An 18,301-nucleotide genomic window follows, 5' to 3' on the forward strand; every position below is an offset into this window, starting at 1 on the left:
TTTTTTCGTTTCATGGTTACTAAATCTCAAATTATTAATTCCAAATTCCTGTTGCTGCAACTTCTCTCACGTATTGTTGAAAGTCCTTTGGTTCTCTTCCTAGAGCACGTTGTACCCCATTGGACACTTGGGCATTTCTACCGTCCAGAACTTCTGTAAACAAATAGGTCAACAATCCAATGAAATCTTCGGGAACATGGTATTCTTTTAGCATAGCGTTATATTCATGTATTGCAACCTGCTGATACTCTATGATTCTATCTGTTGCCTTACTAATTTCTTTCATCGCATCACTAAACGTAATTAAATGTGTTCCGGTTACTTCATAAAGTTCGCCATTGTGTTTATCATCCAGAATGGAGGCAACAGCAACATCGGCAATATCATCTGCATCAATAAATGGCTCTCCAATTTCACCAACGGGTAGCGCTACAAATCCTGCTTGTATGGACTCTAAAAAATTCCCTTCACTAAAGTTTTGATTGAACCAACTGGCTCTGATAATCGTCCAATTGCATCCAGCTTCTTGTACAATTCGTTCACATTCTTGTGCTTCTGCTTCACCACGTCCAGAAAGTAATATTAGTTTTTTTACTCCTTCTTTAACGGCTAGTTTTGTAAAATTCTGAATGGTTGCAATTGCTCCTGGCACGGCTAAATCTGGTTGGAAAGAAATATATACCGTAGTAATATCTTGCAAGGCAGGTTTCCATGTTGATTCATTTTCCCAGTCGAAAGGTATTTCTGCCGATCTTGAACCAATGCGTACGGGATAATTTAGTTCTTTCAATCGCATCACAATTCTGCGACCTGTTTTTCCAGTTGCTCCTAATACTAATGTTTTCTCTTTTGTTTGTGCTGTTGATTTCATAATTTCTATTATTTTTCAACAAATTTAGAAGCGTTATACTTCTCAAAATAGTACGAATCCGACAGCTTAGAAAATAGTGGTCTCTTTTATTATTGGTTCTTTAGGTGTATTCAGTACCAAATAATCTGTGGGCGTTAATCCTGTAAATTCTTTAAAAGTCTTTATCAAATGGGATTGATCTGTAAAACCATTATCATAGGCTACATCTGTTAATTTCGAATAAGAATCGGTATTGAGCTGATTGAGCGTAGATTGAAATTTGCAAATCCGGGCAAACATACGTGGAGACATGCCTACATGATGCATAAACTTTCGTTCCAATGTACGTTCGGATAATTTTAATGTCGTGTATAGTTCATAAATGGAAATATCACCATTGTTCTTAATCATCTGATGGGTAGCAAAATGCAATATTGGGTCAATTTCTAAATTCTTTCTTCGAATGCGATTCAGTATGTAATTGGATATAATATTAATTTGATCTTGTAGCTCAACGTCATCCAATAATTGTTCGGTTACTGTATTAAATAAAGTAGGATCGATGAGTTTTAAATCAATACAATCATTGGTAATTTCATGGGCATTAAAACCAAAAAGTGACTTTACCACATGTGGATAGAGAAAAAACACAATCATTGTGAATGAACCTTTGGCTACAATTTCAATGGGTTTTATCGTTTGTCCGTGTAAGTATATTGTGGCTAATTTTTTATTGACAGGATTCAATATTAAATTATGGGCTGACTGTCCGTATATAATACCAGGGCAACCGTCTGCAAAAAATTTCATAATGTGATTTTTATTCATCCCATCTATACAGGAGATAACACCTATTTCTTTTACAAAAGGGGCCAATGGTATCGTTGGTTGTAGAATCTGGTAGTTCATTAGACTAAAAATTACACTTCACTTAAAACAACATAAAGATATTAAAATCAGAACATTAAACTAAAACTATATCTTGAATTTTATCTTCAAAAATAAAACTCCTGTATTCTAGTTAATTATAGTGATACTTTCTTATTTTTAGAATTCTTAAAATCAACCCATTACTCGCTATCATTACTTATGAAAAAAGTACTCTCCTGCTTATTTTTACTGGTACTTACTATTGCCTCTGCTCAGATTAACATCAATTCGGGTGAAATACTAGAGAAAAATTATTATACCAAAATCCCTTATAGAATTGTCAATGGGCTCATCATTATTGAAGTAGAAATCAATGCTGTAAAACACGATTTTCTATTGGATACCGGAGCGATTACCACGCTATTTTCAAAATTCCGCTCTTCCGATTTCAAACAAGATATTGCAATTCCAATTAAAGATTCACAAAACAATATAAAAGAACTAACCACCTTAACCATTAATCAATTCAAGATTGCAGGTTTAACATTCCAAAACATCCCTAGCCTACTGGAACATGAGGACAACATTATTAGTGATTGCTTTAATGTTGATGGAATTATAGGTAGTAATGCCTTCCGCAATTCTGTTATAGAATTTAACTTTGATAAGTCGGAAATTATTGTGACAAACGATGTTAAAAATTTAGATTTAAAAAAAGGGAAACCATTGAAATTTACAATGGAAAGCAAACAAAATTCGCCTATATTTTTCATTGCTCATTCTGGAAAAAAAACGGTTCAAAACACCATTTTATTTGATACCGGATACAAAGGTTTTTATATGATTACGTCTAAATCCTATGATGCATTTAAAGAATATCATGTATTCCAAAAAGAAATTATAGGCAAAGGAATAAACTCTTACGGTTTATTTGGTTCTGAAGCAGAAAGTGATAAAAAAAGGATTTTAATTCCTGATTTACAAATTGGTAATACGACGATTGAAAATATTTGGACGGAAACTTCCAACGATAACATCTCAAAACTAGGAGTTGATTTATTACATTATGGAACGGCTATTATTGATTACTCAAAGAAAAAATTCTATTTCATATCCAATGCTTCAAAACTTCCTTATAAGAATACTATTTGGCCCATTAGTCCAAACTTTAAAGATGGAAAATTAGTTGTAGGTGCCCTATGTGATACTTATCTAAACAAAGCCAATCTTGGAGATGAAATCATAAGCATTGATACCATTGAAACCAAAGTAAGCAGTATTTGTGATTTGATTACTGATCCTATTCTGAAAAAGAAAAGTATCTTGAAACTAAAGAAGAATACGGGTGAGATTTATACCGTTGAAATGGATAAATTATAATACAAGAAATCGGGAATAAGCCATGGGTATATTCCCGATTCTCATTTTTCTTAATTCTGATTGATTAAACGCAATGTATCTTCTGGAGATTTAAGCATCATTTGGTAAATATCCTTAGTCTGACCATTTCGAATGGCATAAAGATCATTTTCTAATCCTTCTAATACATCTTGCGCCACTGCTTCAGAAGACATCATCGGAATATCCAATCCTTCTGTCATTTCTGTTTCGGTAAAGTGTGGGAAAACTTCAAATACTTTTATAGAAAATCCTTTTTGTCCAAGTACTGTTCGCAATGATTGAGAATAGGAATGTAAAGCTGCTTTAGAAGCGCTATAAGTCGCTACATTTGCTAACGGTAAATACGATAATACGGAAGCAACATTTACAATTGCAGCTTCTTTACTTTCTTTTAATAATGGTAATAATACTTGTGTTAAACGAACGACAGAGAAGTAATTAACCTCCATTTCATAACGGGCATTCTTCAATAAATCGTCTCCTTCATCTGGACCTTGCGGAGTCAAAACTCCTGCGTTATTGATTAGAATATCAATACCTTGGTGCTCATTTTTGATTTTCTGAACTAATTGTTCTACATCTGCTTCTTTGGATACATCACTTACCACATAGGTTGTGTTTTTTAATGTTTGTATCGCTTTCTTTAGTTTTTCTTCATTCCTACCGGTAATAATTACTTGATTTCCTTTTTCTGAAAAAATTTTTGCCATAGCTAGTCCAATTCCTGAACCACCGCCTGTAATTACAATTTTTTTATGCTCAACATTCATGATTATATAGTTTTTAAATTAATTAAATTTAGACCGTTCGGTCTTTTATTTTAGAAAAAAAAATGAATCAAAAAGATTCAATTTCAATTTTTAATTGTTCCATAATTTTTTTCATCTGATTGGTATTGCCCTGAATACGCCCAATCAATATGCCGCCTTCAACTAATGCAAAGGTTTTAATTGCAAACAATTCTGCATCTACATTTTTGTTAAACTCACCTTTGGCCATTCCCTCTTCTACAATGTTTTTAATTCGGTTTTGGGCATCCATAATGGCTTTATTTACCTGCATCTTGATTTGTGGATTTGTATCATCCGTTTCAGTACCAAAATTCAACAGCGGACATCCTCCTAAATCATTCATCGCCAAATCGTTCGTATAGTGATCCAATAGAAAAAAGAGCTTATCTTTTGCTGTATTCCGTTTTATTAAAACACGATCAATGCCATCGGCAACCCCTTTGGTCAAGTAATTAAAGGCTTCTAAACAAATTTCATCTTTACTTTCAAAATTACCATATATACCTCCCTTTGCAAGTTTGGTCGCTTCCATAATATCACTGATGGCTGTACCCGCTATCCCTTTTTGGTTAATAATTGGTGCTGCTTTTTCAATAATAAATTGTCTGGTTCTTTCTGCCTTGGTCATTTGTTCTTTTCATTTGATGGTACAAATTTAGACCGTTCGGTTTTATTTACCAACTATTATTTCATTTATTTTTAAAAATAAAAAAAGCGACCCTTAAACTGAATCGTTTTAAAAGACTGTTTTCCAACTTATTGTATACTTATTTTTTGATTATAATCTATTGTATCAGATTTTAATCGTACCAAATAAATACCGCTTTTACAGTGTAAATTATTTAAGTCCAACGTATAATTTCCTTGCGAAAACAGTACCTTATTAGAAAATATTCGCCTTCCAGACAAATCGTATAAAGAGAGTTCTACCCTTTCATTCCCAGTAGTTCCAGGAATCCTGAAATTTAGAAGATCTTTTGCCGGATTAGGATAAAGTACCGCTTTTGTTAGGTCAAAATCGGCAACGGATAAACTTCCGATTGTAATTTGCTTTTCTATGATTTCTTCACAGCCATTGCGTATTGCTTTCAACTTGATTGTTTTAATTCCATTGGTTAGAAAAACATGCGATGGATTTAAATCTGTAACAATAGTACCATCGCCAAAATCCCACTCTAAGGTAGTATAATTTGCAGCAGCATTCGTAAAATCGACAGTATTACCATTCACCACATAATTAAAATCAGAATGAAGATTAAACATATTAATGCGCCATTGTGCTTTATTCGGTAAAACAACCTGATCGGCTATTCCATGAAAATATTCTGCTCTAGCTTGTGGTATTCCACCATAAAAAGTAGTTCCTGTTACAGGTTCTTGAAAGATCGCTGCATACATTGTGGCAGCAATTAAATAAGATCCATTTAAATTCGGGTGAATGTCGTTGAAAGAACCGTGCAATAATAAGTCTTGTTGGGCTGTGTAATGCATTCTAGCACTCTCCCCTGCCGGAATCATCGGAATCTGCAATCCATCTGCCATTTTGGTTAAAGAATCTTTTATTCGCGTCTGAACAACGAAATAATTGGGATAGGTTACCGCGGACTGAATTCCATTGGATATTTCATACAATAATATCTTCGCGCAAGGACTGTACTTTTTAATGGAATCCATCAGTCTTTTCCCTCTTTCAATCGTGGTATTCACCGAAGCCGAAGTTCCTCCTGATTCATTACTCCCCGGTTGTAAAACGACTACATCCCAAACATTATTCTTAAATAGGTTATACACATTCGCATCGGCTACATGGTTTACAAAACCCGTTCCACCCGGAGCATACATTTGTGTTGTTACATTTTTACCTTTATTGTTTGCCACATCGCGAAACAAAATAGGCATATCATTAAAGTAGGTAATACTGTTTCCTACAAATAAAACTCTCTTCTCTGGATTTTGAGCAAAAAGGCTCGTATTTCCTGCCCAAAGCAACAGGCATAAGCAAAGTAATTTTGATTTCATATGCGTTTGTGGTATTGTGATGGATTAATCATTCATGGTATTGAATATTGGTCTCTGTTTTTTCAAGCATAAATATATAAAAACCAATGTATTAAATGCATATTACAAAAACGGTAGTTGTGCCTTTCGTCTCTATTATGCATTCTAATTTAATTATTGATTCTATTTTGTTTTAGAATGTTCCTTCTTTTTACCTAGCATTTTTATCATTTTTATTCTATAATACGGGCTTATCTATTTCTCAGAATGTCTTTACTTTCGCTTGAGAATGGGAGATTCTGTGTTTTTTTGCATTAAAAAGTAAAAATTATTTTGCAGGGAAATACTGATACTGAAATGGTTAAAAAAATAGTCCACATTTGAGCAAAAAAAAGTTCAGAAATGTTTTTGATAATCGGAAAACCTTCCTATATTTGCACCGCAATCAAGGCGATTGATTGTGACATACTGGAGAAATGGCAGAGCGGTCGAATGCGGCAGTCTTGAAAACTGTTGACTGTAACAGGTCCGGGGGTTCGAATCCCTCTTTCTCCGCCAGTAAATAACAAAACCCTTTAAATCATATGATTTAAAGGGTTTTTACTTTTTAGACAATACTGAAAGTTGTTTATTCAAATCTTATAACGAAAAACAAAACACTTCTCAAGATTTCATCTTTCGTTTTTCTCTCATTCCTATTTAAGAAAATAGGTATAAATACCTAAGGCTTCATTTTTATTTAATAGTATACTTGTAAAAATAAATTTTAGTTGATTGCGGTTTTCCGTAAAAGACTTGATTATAAAAGGCTAATCTTTGTTTTGAAATGAATTGAAATAGAAAAACAATGTCTTTTTAAGTAAACAATTTTACAAGAATTTCTGAAGGAATAGAAAAGAATACTATTTAATTTAATTTACAGAAAAATAATTATATTAGCTTATAATTTCACGAAATACAGATATAGATGGAGTTTCACGAAGCTTTAATGTCTTTTGTTTCGTAAAAAAACAATGTTAGCTTCCACCTTAAACCAAATTATAATGAATATAGAATCAATGTTAAGAGGAAATCAACAAAGAGTGAACAATAGACGAGACCTAATTTCGTCTTTAAAGGATTACTTCGATATTGCATTATTCTCCAAGCTAAAATCCGAGAAAAATGAAAGTATACAAGATCAGGTAATCTATGATAATAGTGATTTTTGGAATAAGGCTTTGTCTTCAAATCTATATGCAGGACAAATAATAAAATTACAGAGTTTTAAAATGCTTGAGTGGATTCCAATTTCACCAGGATTGTTTCACACACAATTTGCTAGAAATAAAAGAGATTATGCATTAGAGAGGCACTTTGAGAATGAAAGAAGAAAAGGAAATGGACAAATTGAACCACATTTTATTGAATTACGACCTGGTGATAAAAAAAGTATGGTCAAAGGTGGTATTGGTTCGTTGAGACTTGGTCCTAAAAAGATTGAAGGTAACCTAAAACATATAATGTGTGCATCATCCAATGGTGTCAGTCATGAGGGAATAGTTGTTCTGTTGGAATCTGAACATTATAGCGATGTAATCTCGGAGATTAGTTCCAAGCAAAACCCAACTGTAAATCTCAAAGGAAGAATTATGTTACTTCCAAAAGAGCTATCTTTAATTAGCTATGAATATAATAGAGACGTACCTAAATTTTATATTGAAGTGGAAGAACTAACGTTGCTAAAGAATGACAATCCCAGTCAAGGTGTGGTAAGCGTTGCAATTACTTATGCTAGAGAAGAGGCATTAAAAGAATATGATGCCTTTTCGTATTCCTTCTGTCAATTTTCGCCATCATTAACGGAGCATAATTTAGATGGAGTGACCGATTGGTTGAAAAACTATGCGATTAAGTATTCGCAAACTGATTCACCTTTGATAGTTGGAGATTTTGATGAATATTATAATCACTTTGAAAAAGTGCAATTTCCAATAAGTGACATAGCAAATGGAATGATATCAGTTGAGAATCTACATAAATTTAAAAAGCTATTTTGAATTTAAGATAAACGAAACAACAATGGGAGACAAGAATATTATAAACAATTCGCAAGTAGGTGCAGTAGGCTCAAATTCAAAATCAACTAAGAATAAATTTGAGCAAAATAACTATACTTTACCTGATAATATAAATTTTGACTTATTAAGCCAAGAGTTAAGCAAGCTAAAGAATAATTTAAAGTCTAATGCAGAGAGTCCAGAAGAATTCAAGGCGATTAGCGAAGTAGCTGAAGCTGAAAATGCTGCAAAAAAGAAAGACGGCAATAAGGTTGTACAGCATCTTTTAAATGGAGGCAAATGGGTTTTAAATACCGCAAAAGACATAGGAGTTGAGGTAGTGGCTGAGATTATAAACAAACAACTGAAATAAAAGGCGAAAAGCTAACAGGCGTTTGGCAAAAGTGACGGTTCAGTGCTCCGCAGACACATTTGTGGTAAAAATCGCCACCTTCGCAAAGCCCCAAACCGTTAGCTGTCATTGTACAGCGCCCCGTAACTAAAGACAAATCAAAAATTGATGACAGCGAAATTTCCAGCTATAAATACTACACTTTCACCTGCCGAACTTGGTAAACTTATTCAAGAGAAATATAATTTAAGTGACAAAACCGAATGTAACATCTTTCGGCTTGCAACGAACCATTTATACATAGTTCAAGATGGTGAAGCAAAATATGTTTTTAGAGTTTATACCCACAATTGGCGGACATAATTAAAAAACAATTAAAATCTAATTATGAAATTTATTTACCTAATATTATTTACCACACTAATTTCTTGTAACAATCAAAAAAATGAAATCGTAACAAATGAAATAGAACCGGAAGTGGAAAATACCGAACAAAATAACGAAGTGTTTAATACAGAACAAAATGACAAAGTGTTTCTTGGAAAAGTTGTAATAATTTTGTCTGAAGAATTGAAAGGAAAAGAAAAATTAATAAATATTCAAGACTACGTTGAAAATGGAAAATCATTTATTCCAATTTTTTCTTCAATTGAAAAATTTAACGAATCTACTCAAGGGAAAGTAACTAATGAGATTGTTGAAGTTGATGGAATATTTTTATTGTCGATATTAGATGGAACTGAAACTTTGAAATTAAATCCTGGACTTAAAGATGAAATAGTTTTTAATTCCGAAAAGTTAAAAGAAAAGTATTCTGAAAATATAACAAAAATAAAAGCGAAAATGGAAAACATAAAAAACAGACAAAAATAATACGTCTGTCAATAGCAGTTGTGGTAAATTCCTGTTTTTTTTTCACATTAAAAAAATACTCGGCTTCGAAAGTCCCCAACCTCGCAAAGCCCTAAACTGTTAGCCGTCATTGTACAGCGACACCATAAATATTGAACAAATAGAAAATGATTGACAGTTTACCAACATATATTTCGCTGACTTTCGGACTGACAACAGTTACGACTTTATTGTTTTTTATTTGGACAATTAGAAATTCAAATTCTGAACGAACACGAAAAAAAGCAATGCCAATTTCTATCGGTTTAACAATTTGGTTGATAATCCAAGCGGTTTTGACTTTAAAAAACATTTACAACTCTGATACAAACACTTTTCCACCAAAAATTATATTGACAGGAATTTTGCCTACAATTTTGACAATTATTTTATTGTTTTCAACCTCAAAAGGAAGACAATTTATCGACAGTTTACCACTTAAAAACTTGACTTACCTAAATATTGTAAGAATACCGGTTGAAATAATTTTGTTTTGGCTTTTTCTCAACAAAACAATTCCAGAATTAATGACTTTTGAAGGTCAAAATTTTGACATTCTTGCCGGAATTTCTGCACCAATTATTGCATATTTTGGACTGACAAAAACAAAATTGAACCGAAAAACTATTTTAATATGGAATTTTATTTGCCTTGGACTTTTAGTAAATATTGTTGTGAATGCTCTATTTTCAGCACCTTCACCAATTCAAAAATTTGCTTTTGACCAACCGAATATTGCGATTTTAAATTTTCCATTTAGTTGGTTACCGACATTTATTGTTCCAATCGTATTGTTTGGACATCTAACATCAATCAGACAATTAATGAAATATAAAACTGAAATAATCGCGAACGAAAAAACAACGAACGGCTAACAAGGGTTTTGCAATAGTGGGGCGAAGCTGCAAAGTTCAACTGTTGTGCAAAATTGAAGTTTTGCGCTTCGATTGCCCCACCATCGCAAAGCCCCAAACCGTTATCGCTCAGTGTAAAAGCCAACCGCACAAATGGCACATTTGGTTTTCCCGACACACGAGTCAACGCTCAAAAAACCAAAAGAGCCATTTCCTTCCCCCCTACCAATAGTTACGATTTTGACTTTCTTCTGGTCGGATACATTACTTGTTGATCTTTGAACTGACCGATTTCTTCTCTGAGTGTTTGATTAATATTTTGGATTAAGTCATTTTGAAATTTCATAATGCCTAATAAATCGTGCATTGCGTTTAAATTTTCTAACTGTTTATAGACTATTTCCTCTAAATCAGCTTTGGTATATCGTTTACTCATAGTGTATATTTTGAATTATATATTGTAATACAACATATATACATATTATTTTATCATATTTCACAACACGTTTTTATATTGTAATTTCGTATATTAATATAAAGCAGTAAAAATAAGGTGTTAAATTATATTACTACACCATATAAAAATATTTACACTGACTTATAAATGGTCAAAATGAACAGAATTAAGGAAGTCCTAAAAGAACAAGGAAGAACTCAAACATGGTTATCTGAACAGATTGAAAAAAGCTATGTAATAGTAACAAATTACTGTAATAATAATGCTCAGCCTAGCATTGAAGTACTCCGGAAAATTGCAAACATACTAGACGTTGATGTTAGAATATTATTAGTTCCCACAAAAAATAGTAATCCTGAGGATGAGTAAAAAGAAAACATATATAGACCTTTTTGCGGGGTGCGGTGGACTTTCTCTTGGATTGTTTAATACGGGTTTATGGAAGGGTAAATTTGCTGTTGAAAAAAGTCTAGACGCATTTGAAACACTTCAATATAATTTGATTGATAAGAAAAATCATTTTGATTGGCCAGACTGGTTGCCAAAACAAAATCACGACATAAATGAAGTAATCAAAAATCATAAAGCCAATTTAAAATCACTCAGGGGAGAAATTGACCTAGTCGCAGGTGGACCACCTTGCCAGGGGTTTTCAACAGCTGGAAGAAGAATTGAAGGAGATTCAAGAAACGAATTAATAAAGTCTTACATCAAATTTATTAGACTTGTTCAACCTAAAGTTATCTTTTTTGAAAATGTAAAGGGCTTTACTCAGAAGTTTGATAAAAACAAAATCAAGGGAAAAATCTATTCAGAATATGTTACGAACGCACTGGAATACGACTCTCTAAAAGGCGATTTTCAAGGTTATAAAGTTGAGGGCAAACTGATTGATTTTTCAGAATTTGGTATTCCACAAAAAAGGACAAGATTTATATTAGTTGGCATTAGAAAAGATATTGTTAGTCAAATGAAACCAAACGATTTTTTTGAGCAAATCCAAAAACAAAAAGAGGCCTTTTTAATTAAAAAAGGAATTGGATTGACAAATTCGTTGGAGGATGCTATTTCAGACTTGCTAAAAATTAATGAGGTTGTATCTCCCGATACAAAATCATTTTCAGCAGGTCTTTACAATCCAATTCAATCAAAATATCAAAAATTACTCAGAGGTAAAGTTGATTCAAAAATTCCTGACAGCCACAGATTTGCAAAACACAGCGAGGAAACATTAAGAAAATTCGAGTTTATTCTCCAAAATGCTGAAAAGAATAAAACACTTTCAAACGAACTTAAAGAAAGGTTCAATCTTAAGAAGAGGACGGTGATTCCATTATCAGGTAAGACACCAACATCAACAATAACAACCTTGCCAGACGACTATATTCACTATTGTGAACCAAGAATTTTCACAGTTCGGGAGTATGCAAGAATACAATCATTTAATGATTGGTATGAGTTTAAAGGAAAATATACTACTGGAGGAAAAAGAAGAACCCAAGAAGTACCGAGATATTCTCAAATTGGAAATGCAATCCCACCACTTTTTGGGGAGCAAGCAGGATTAATTCTTAATAAATTATTTTAAAATGCAGAAGCCGTTACAATTTAAAATCAGCTCTGCTTTAAAGAATATTATAGGTAGAGATTTAATTACAGATGATTTCATAGCAGTATTTGAATTGGTTAAAAATTCGTATGATGCACACTCAACTAGAGTTGATGTAATCTTTGAAGACATATACAGTAGTAATGGAAAAATCATTATAAAAGATAATGGAAAAGGAATGAGCTATCAAGATTTACTTGACAAATGGCTTTTTGTTGCCTACTCAGCCAAAAAAGAAGGAAAAGAAGAGGATAGTTATGAAAACTATCGCGATAAAATTAAAGTTAAACGTGCTTATGCTGGAGCAAAGGGTATTGGAAGATTTTCTTGTGATAGACTTGGAAGTGAATTATACCTTGAAACTTTGAAAGACCAAACGGATGCAAAATCTGAAGTTTTAATTACCGATTGGAATAAGTTTGAAGAGGATAGTAATGATGAATTTGTAAATGTTAGCGTTCTTCATGAAACGTTAGAATCGAATTCATATGGAATACAACACGGAACCGTATTAGAAATATCAAATTTACACAGTGATTGGGATCGTAAAAAATTTGAAAATCTGAAAGATTCCTTAGCAAGATTAATTAACCCTTCTTCCATACAGGATGAAGATCCCTTTAGGATTTTTTTAACCGTCACGGATGAAATAGATGGAGATAAAAAACAGATTACTAAAAACTCAAAAAAGGCAAAAGAGGGTAAACTTGATGAAAACGAAATAGAATATTTTAATGTTATTAACGGTCAAATCCGAAATCCAATATTTGAGACATTACAATTAAAAACAAGTTACATCGAATCTGATATTCAAAAAGATAAAATTATCACCACTTTATTTGAGGGTGGCAAATTTGTTTATAAGATCGAAGAAGAAAATCCATATACGGATTTAGTTGATATACATTATGCTATCTATTTTTTAAACCAGTCTGCAAAATCCACATTTACTAGGCGTATGGGTGTAGAGCCAGTAAACTATGGACATATTTTCGTTTATAAGAACGGTTTGAGAATATATCCATATGGTGAAAGAGGCGAAGATCCATTTAAAATGGATAATCGAAAAGCCCAAGGACACTCAAGATACTTAGGTACAAGAGAGGTTATTGGATATATCTCTATAAGTAGTAATAATCCTAATTTGAAAGAAACATCAAGTAGAGGTGATGGTTTTATCAAAACTAAAACTTATGATAATCTTGTCGAACAATTTTATGAAACTTTAAAAAAGCTTGAAAAATACACAATAGAAATTACTGATTGGGGTAATTTTTTATCAGAAGATGATTATATCAATATAAATCAGTCTTTCATTAAAAATGAAGGAAAAGATAATCAAAGTAATTTTGATGTAAATGACAATATATCAAAGTTAATTAAAAATTTAACCACATCTAAAAATGTTTTAAGTTTTCAGCTATCAGAGAATATTTTGAGCATTTTAGATGCTAAAAGTGAACAATCTGCTCAAGGGGTTTTGAAAACGATTTCCGAAAAAATTAAGCAGGGAGAATTTGACGAAAAAGAAGTAATTCAAACAATTAAAAATGTAGAGAAGAAAATTTCTGATTTACGGAAAAGTAAAATTGAAGCAGAAGAAGAAGCATTACTTAAACTTGTAGAAAACGAAGAGTTAAAAAATGAATTAGACCGGGAAATTGCGGAAAAACTTTTTGATAAATCTCAGATTGGTCGTGAGAAAAAAGATTTATTGGCTCTTCAACATCAAATAATCCATACCGCTGGAAATATAACTTGGAGTTTAGATTCTTTAATTGATTCAATCAACGAAGATATGCCCAAAGATAAACTGATTAAAGATGTTAAGGATATTAGTCTTGAAGTACTAAGGATTGTAAGTGCTTCAAGATTTGTAACAAAGGCTGGGTTTAATACACAAGCAGAAAAAATAACAAATGACCTTGTATCTTTCGTCAATGATTATGTTCAAAATATTTACGTTCCTGCAGACTCCTTCATACATCAAAAAAGACCAATAAAAATTGAAATAAAAGAAAAAAGCTCAGTTAAACATATACTAAAATTCAGGCCGTTTGAAATCACAGTGATATTAGACAATTTGTTTTCAAATTCAAGAAAAGCCAAGTCTACTAAAATTGAACTTGATTGGATAAAGAGTAAAGAATATTTGGTTTTAAATTTTAAAGATAATGGAAGTGGTATTCCAGATGAAATCAAGGATAAAATTTTTGATTTTAGATATAGTAATACAGATGGTTCTGGTATCGGGCTTTATCACGTGAAAGATTTATTAAGTAAATATAAAGCATCAATTGAATTTGTGCAATCTAATCAAGGAGCCGAGTTCAACTTAAAATTCCCGTATGAAGCTAAATTATAAAATTATCTGGGTTGAAGATAAAATTGACACTCGACCATTCTTATCTTTAATAGAAAATGTAAAAAGTCATCTTGAAAATGAGTTTTTCAATGTTCATATCTATACAGCAGAAGATTTTGACGAGTTCAAAGAAAAATATGAAGACAGTCAAACCTATGATCTAATTATTACAGACTTAAATCTAAATGAAAGCCACGGAAATGAAGTAATTGATTTTATTCGTGATGAAAAACATATCTTAACAGAAATATTTTTCTACTCTGCAAATAGTGAATTGCCTACTACAAAGTTAGCAAACAGTAACAGAATAACGTTCTACCAGCTTGACGGACAAGATTATCATAAAGAACTGCAAAATTCAATAATTGAAGTGATTAACTTAACAATTGCAAAGTTTCAGAACATTGTAACAATGAGAGGGATGATAATGCAAGAAACAAGTTCCTTGGATTTGAAAATGGAAGAAATTGTTCGAAAACAGTTACATAATCCAAACCTTAAAGAACATATTACGCCATTATTGAATACGATTTTTGACAACATTTTTGCCAACGCTAAGGAAAAATACGAAAGAGCAGAAAAAAGAAAAGTAAAAGATATTTTACGAGATACTGTTCTTTTTAATTCTTCTCAGAAAATATTTGCTTTAGGTGCAATTTTAGAAATAATGCAAGAAGACAATTTTGCATCTAAATACAATGATGAAGTTATACTCATCCGCAACCAATTTGCACATTCTGAACTTAAAAAAAATGAACAAGGCAAGCAGTATTTTAAAGTTAAAGGAGAAGAAGTGTATTTCGATAAGGAGTTATGTAAAAAGATTAGACGTGACTTGAATGATTATATCATAAAAATTAATGCAATTGAAAACAAAATTAATCCTACCGAATAGCCACACACACATTGCCAAGTCGCACCAGCCCAAGCTCAAGCCAAAACTTAGCAAAGAGTGTGTCTGCCCAACCGCACCGCAAAACCGACAGATAACCAAGCGGACGAAAAAGAACAACGAAGCGATAACATCACCTATACGCAAGCAGGGGTTCTGTGCTTTGTAGGACAGGTAATTAGTGAATTTGAAGTTCAGTTCTTCGTAGGAAGTTCAGGGGTTAAAATCCCTGCCTGTGTATAGCCGAAAAACGTTGCCATCAATTATAAAAAATCGTCACAATCAACGAAATTTATCGTCTTTAGAGAAAAATATATTAAATGAAACATCAATTTTACAGTCTATTAATTGTCTTATCAATTTTTGCTTCCTGCTCGAGTATTTCAAAAACTGAAACATCCAAAAAGAATATTCAATCCCAACAACTCGATTCATTGTTCAATTTCTGCCACTCGAATGGAATGTTTAATGGAGCTATTTTGGTTGCAAAACACGACTCTATCATTTACAAAAAATCTTTTGGATTTACGAACGAAGAAACGAAAAAAAAAATTACTCCTGAATCAGTTTTTTACATTGCATCGGTTTCCAAACAATTTACTGCAATGGGAATTATGATATTACAAGAACAAGGTAAATTATCTTACGATGATAAAATCAATGACTTTTTCCCAAACTATCCCGAATATCTAAAAAACATAACCGTAAGACAACTTTTAAACCATACTTCAGGAATTACGGATAAGGAATATTATAAGTTGACCAACCCAAGCAACAAAGATGTACTCGATATGCTTCTGAAACAAGATTCCCTTGAACTTGAAAATGGAAAAACATTTAGATATAGCAATGCGGGTTATGTTATGCTCGCTTTGATAATCCAAAAAATATCGGGGAAACCAATTGATCAATTCTTCAATCAAGAGATTTTTGAGCCTTTAAAAATGCAAAACACTACAGCGACTAAAACTGCAGTAGAAAAAATTTCCACCAAGGTTGATGGCTACAATCTAATTGGGTCAAAAGTTGATTACACATCTTCCGTAATTGGACCCGGTGGAATTTATTCAACTCTAAACGATATAGAAAAGTGGAACAAAGCATTAAATTCTAATAAATTAATCTCGAAGAAAACGCTCAATGAAGCTTTCAAAAATGGTAAGCTAAATAAAGATTCTATAACCATCAATATGAACGGTCAAGAATATGGTTATGGTTTTGGTTGGATGCCATATAATAAAAATGAAAAAGAGTATGTTCAACACGATGGATTCGTGGAAAGTTACAGGTCTTTAATAAAGAAAAATCTAACTGATGGTTATGATTATATATTCCTGACAAATCAGGGTGCTAAACTTGCAATGAATGAATTGACTAAATCAATTGACATGATACTTGATCAATCCAAATATCAAAAACCAAAAATTCCTGTTATCAACAAAATATTAAGTGAGCTAAACTTAAATGGCTCATCAGATTTGGCAAGTAACGTCAAGAATAAAATTGATAAAAATCCTACTGATTACATTTATGATGAAATTAGTATAAATGAACTTGCTTACACATTCCTTCGAGACAATCAACCAAAAACAGCGATTGAAGTTTTCAAACTTAATACAGAATTAAATCCAAATTCCGCAAATACTTTTGATAGTTTAGCTGAAGGTTATTTTTCCAATAAACAATTTAAATTATCAACAGAAAATTATCAAAAATCAATAGAATTAAATCCAGAAAATAAGAATGCAAAGGTAATGATTGAACGTATAGGAAAAATAACTGTGGAGAATAACTAATGGCAACACACGTTTTGCGCTATTGCGAATTTTGTGCAAGCCGGACGTTTACATTTCGCAAGAAACTTTATCTTTAACAGAAAATAATTCGTTCCGAACTTCGCAACCATCGCCAAGCGACCAAACGTTGTGCGTTATTTTACAGCGACAGGGAACTTAACGAGACATCAAAAATTGCAAAACTATATGACTAAAAATTACGCTGAAAATTATCCTAAAATAATTTACAAATACAGAAGTTGGTCAAATAAATATCACAAAGATATTTTGTTAAAAAATCAAGTTTATCTTTCTTCACCAATAGAATTTAATGATCCATTTGATTGTAAAATTCCAAAAAACTTTCTACTAATTAACACACCTGAAAAAGTTGAAAAATATGTAAACGATGTAATTGAACGACAAAAAGATTTTATTATTTCAAAAGGTTTGAGCATAGAAAATGAAATAATAGAATACGCAAAAACATTACAAAATATTCAGAAATTCCAAAAAGAAAGAGAAGAAATAGAATTTCCAATGATTGATAATCATTACGGAGTTTTATGTATGAGCGCTAAATGGAATTCAATTCTAATGTGGTCGCATTATGGAGATTATCATAAAGGTTTTTGTATTGGATTTAATGAAGAAAAAATGAGGGAATCTGGACTATTTGGAAAAGGCGGACCAGTAACTTATTCAGAAAATTTTCCCATAATAAATCCGTTAGATAATGAAGATCGCATGATTGTCTCATTTTATCAAACATATTATAAATCAGTAGAATGGTCTTATGAAGAAGAATATCGTTTCACAAACTTGATGTTTCCAGAAAAACCATCGAATGAAATGAGAATAAAAGTTTTTGCAGAAAATTGTATTGAGGAAATAAATTTAGGCGTAAATATTGAACCAAGCCACAAAGAAGAAATCATAGTTGAAGCAAAAAAAAGAAATATTAAAATTTATCAACTTATAAAAATTCCATTCAAATTTGAATTTGACAGAATCGAAATATAAAAAAACAACGCACAACAGCCGTTTCTCGCAATTGCGAATTTTGTTGTACGTTCAGGTTCACATTTCGCAAGAAACTTTATCTTTAACAGAAAATAATCAATTCCGAACCTCGCAACCATCGCCAAGCGACCAAA

17 protein-coding genes and 1 tRNA gene are annotated in these 18,301 nt (G+C 32.0%); 12 read left to right on the plus strand and 6 right to left on the minus strand.

The genetic code is table 11. From position 1 onward, the window contains the following. Positions 1-34: 34 nt before the first annotated feature. Positions 35-871 carry an NAD(P)H-binding protein gene (locus P6733_RS05090; RefSeq protein WP_306350602.1) on the minus strand — a complete coding sequence of 279 codons (837 nt, stop codon included), beginning with the start codon at positions 869-871 and terminating at the stop codon, positions 35-37. A gap of 66 nt (positions 872-937) precedes the next feature. Then, positions 938-1,759 carry a helix-turn-helix domain-containing protein gene (locus P6733_RS05095; RefSeq protein WP_306350604.1) on the minus strand — a complete coding sequence of 274 codons (822 nt, stop codon included), beginning with the start codon at positions 1,757-1,759 and terminating at the stop codon, positions 938-940. Between the two features lie 180 nt (positions 1,760-1,939). Between P6733_RS05095 and P6733_RS05100 the strand changes: the two genes are divergently transcribed. After that, positions 1,940-3,100, plus strand: a complete 1,161-nt coding sequence (locus P6733_RS05100; RefSeq protein WP_306350606.1) for a pepsin/retropepsin-like aspartic protease family protein — start codon at positions 1,940-1,942, stop codon at positions 3,098-3,100. A gap of 50 nt (positions 3,101-3,150) precedes the next feature. Here the strand turns inward: P6733_RS05100 and P6733_RS05105 are convergent, their stop codons facing one another. The 3 genes from P6733_RS05105 to P6733_RS05115 all read right to left on the minus strand — a co-directional run bounded on the left by P6733_RS05105 (position 3,151) and on the right by P6733_RS05115 (position 5,931). Then, entirely contained in the window at positions 3,151-3,891 is a 741-nt protein-coding gene (locus tag P6733_RS05105) for an SDR family oxidoreductase (RefSeq protein WP_306350608.1), read from the minus strand. Positions 3,892-3,958: 67 nt separating this feature from the next. Continuing rightward, positions 3,959-4,540: a TetR/AcrR family transcriptional regulator gene (locus P6733_RS05110; protein WP_306350610.1), complete on the minus strand. Its 582-nt coding sequence runs from the start codon at positions 4,538-4,540 to the stop codon at positions 3,959-3,961. A 128-nt stretch (positions 4,541-4,668) separates the two neighbouring features. After that, positions 4,669-5,931, minus strand: a complete 1,263-nt coding sequence (locus P6733_RS05115) for a T9SS type A sorting domain-containing protein (protein WP_306350612.1) — start codon at positions 5,929-5,931, stop codon at positions 4,669-4,671. A gap of 449 nt (positions 5,932-6,380) precedes the next feature. On the opposite strand from P6733_RS05115, the gene P6733_RS05120 reads away from it, so the two are divergent. The 5 genes from P6733_RS05120 to P6733_RS05140 all read left to right on the plus strand — a co-directional run bounded on the left by P6733_RS05120 (position 6,381) and on the right by P6733_RS05140 (position 10,067). Further along, positions 6,381-6,468 (plus strand) — tRNA-Ser (locus tag P6733_RS05120). A gap of 485 nt (positions 6,469-6,953) precedes the next feature. Continuing rightward, positions 6,954-7,949, plus strand: coding sequence for a hypothetical protein (locus tag P6733_RS05125; protein ID WP_306350614.1), 996 nt, complete (start codon positions 6,954-6,956; stop codon positions 7,947-7,949). Between the two features lie 22 nt (positions 7,950-7,971). Beyond that, a complete protein-coding gene (locus P6733_RS05130) occupies positions 7,972-8,322 on the plus strand; it encodes a hypothetical protein (protein WP_306350616.1) in 351 nt (116 codons plus the stop codon). Positions 8,323-8,688: 366 nt separating this feature from the next. After that, positions 8,689-9,174: an SseB family protein gene (locus tag P6733_RS05135; protein WP_306350618.1), complete on the plus strand. Its 486-nt coding sequence runs from the start codon at positions 8,689-8,691 to the stop codon at positions 9,172-9,174. 146 nt (positions 9,175-9,320) lie between these two features. Then, complete coding sequence (locus P6733_RS05140; protein WP_306350620.1) at positions 9,321-10,067, plus strand: hypothetical protein; 747 nt, start codon at positions 9,321-9,323, stop codon at positions 10,065-10,067. A gap of 211 nt (positions 10,068-10,278) precedes the next feature. Here P6733_RS05140 and P6733_RS05145 read toward each other — a convergent pair whose 3' ends face one another. Continuing rightward, entirely contained in the window at positions 10,279-10,482 is a 204-nt protein-coding gene (locus P6733_RS05145) for a hypothetical protein (RefSeq protein WP_306350622.1), read from the minus strand. Positions 10,483-10,659: 177 nt separating this feature from the next. Here P6733_RS05145 and P6733_RS05150 point away from each other — a divergent pair, with 177 nt between their 5' ends. The 6 genes from P6733_RS05150 to P6733_RS05175 all read left to right on the plus strand — a co-directional run bounded on the left by P6733_RS05150 (position 10,660) and on the right by P6733_RS05175 (position 18,167). Then, positions 10,660-10,872, plus strand: a complete 213-nt coding sequence (locus tag P6733_RS05150) for a helix-turn-helix domain-containing protein (protein ID WP_306350624.1) — start codon at positions 10,660-10,662, stop codon at positions 10,870-10,872. Then, positions 10,865-12,091 carry a DNA cytosine methyltransferase gene (locus P6733_RS05155; protein WP_306350626.1) on the plus strand — a complete coding sequence of 409 codons (1,227 nt, stop codon included), beginning with the start codon at positions 10,865-10,867 and terminating at the stop codon, positions 12,089-12,091. The genes P6733_RS05150 and P6733_RS05155 overlap by 8 nt, the downstream gene beginning before the upstream one ends. A gap of 1 nt (position 12,092) precedes the next feature. Further along, positions 12,093-14,477 (plus strand): sensor histidine kinase, encoded by a 2,385-nt coding sequence (locus P6733_RS05160; RefSeq protein ID WP_306350628.1) that lies wholly within the window; start codon positions 12,093-12,095, stop codon positions 14,475-14,477. Beyond that, positions 14,461-15,372 (plus strand): DNA-binding transcriptional response regulator, encoded by a 912-nt coding sequence (locus tag P6733_RS05165; RefSeq protein WP_306350631.1) that lies wholly within the window; start codon positions 14,461-14,463, stop codon positions 15,370-15,372. Before P6733_RS05160 ends, P6733_RS05165 begins: the two co-directional genes overlap by 17 nt. Positions 15,373-15,689: 317 nt before the next feature. Further along, positions 15,690-17,165: a serine hydrolase gene (locus P6733_RS05170; RefSeq protein ID WP_306350633.1), complete on the plus strand. Its 1,476-nt coding sequence runs from the start codon at positions 15,690-15,692 to the stop codon at positions 17,163-17,165. 186 nt (positions 17,166-17,351) lie between these two features. Beyond that, positions 17,352-18,167, plus strand: a complete 816-nt coding sequence (locus tag P6733_RS05175) for a DUF2971 domain-containing protein (protein WP_306350635.1) — start codon at positions 17,352-17,354, stop codon at positions 18,165-18,167. The last annotated feature ends 134 nt before the right edge of the window (positions 18,168-18,301 follow it).

Origin of the sequence: Flavobacterium aerium (assembly GCF_030766725.1) — a bacterium.
GTDB lineage: Bacteria > Bacteroidota > Bacteroidia > Flavobacteriales > Flavobacteriaceae > Flavobacterium > Flavobacterium aerium.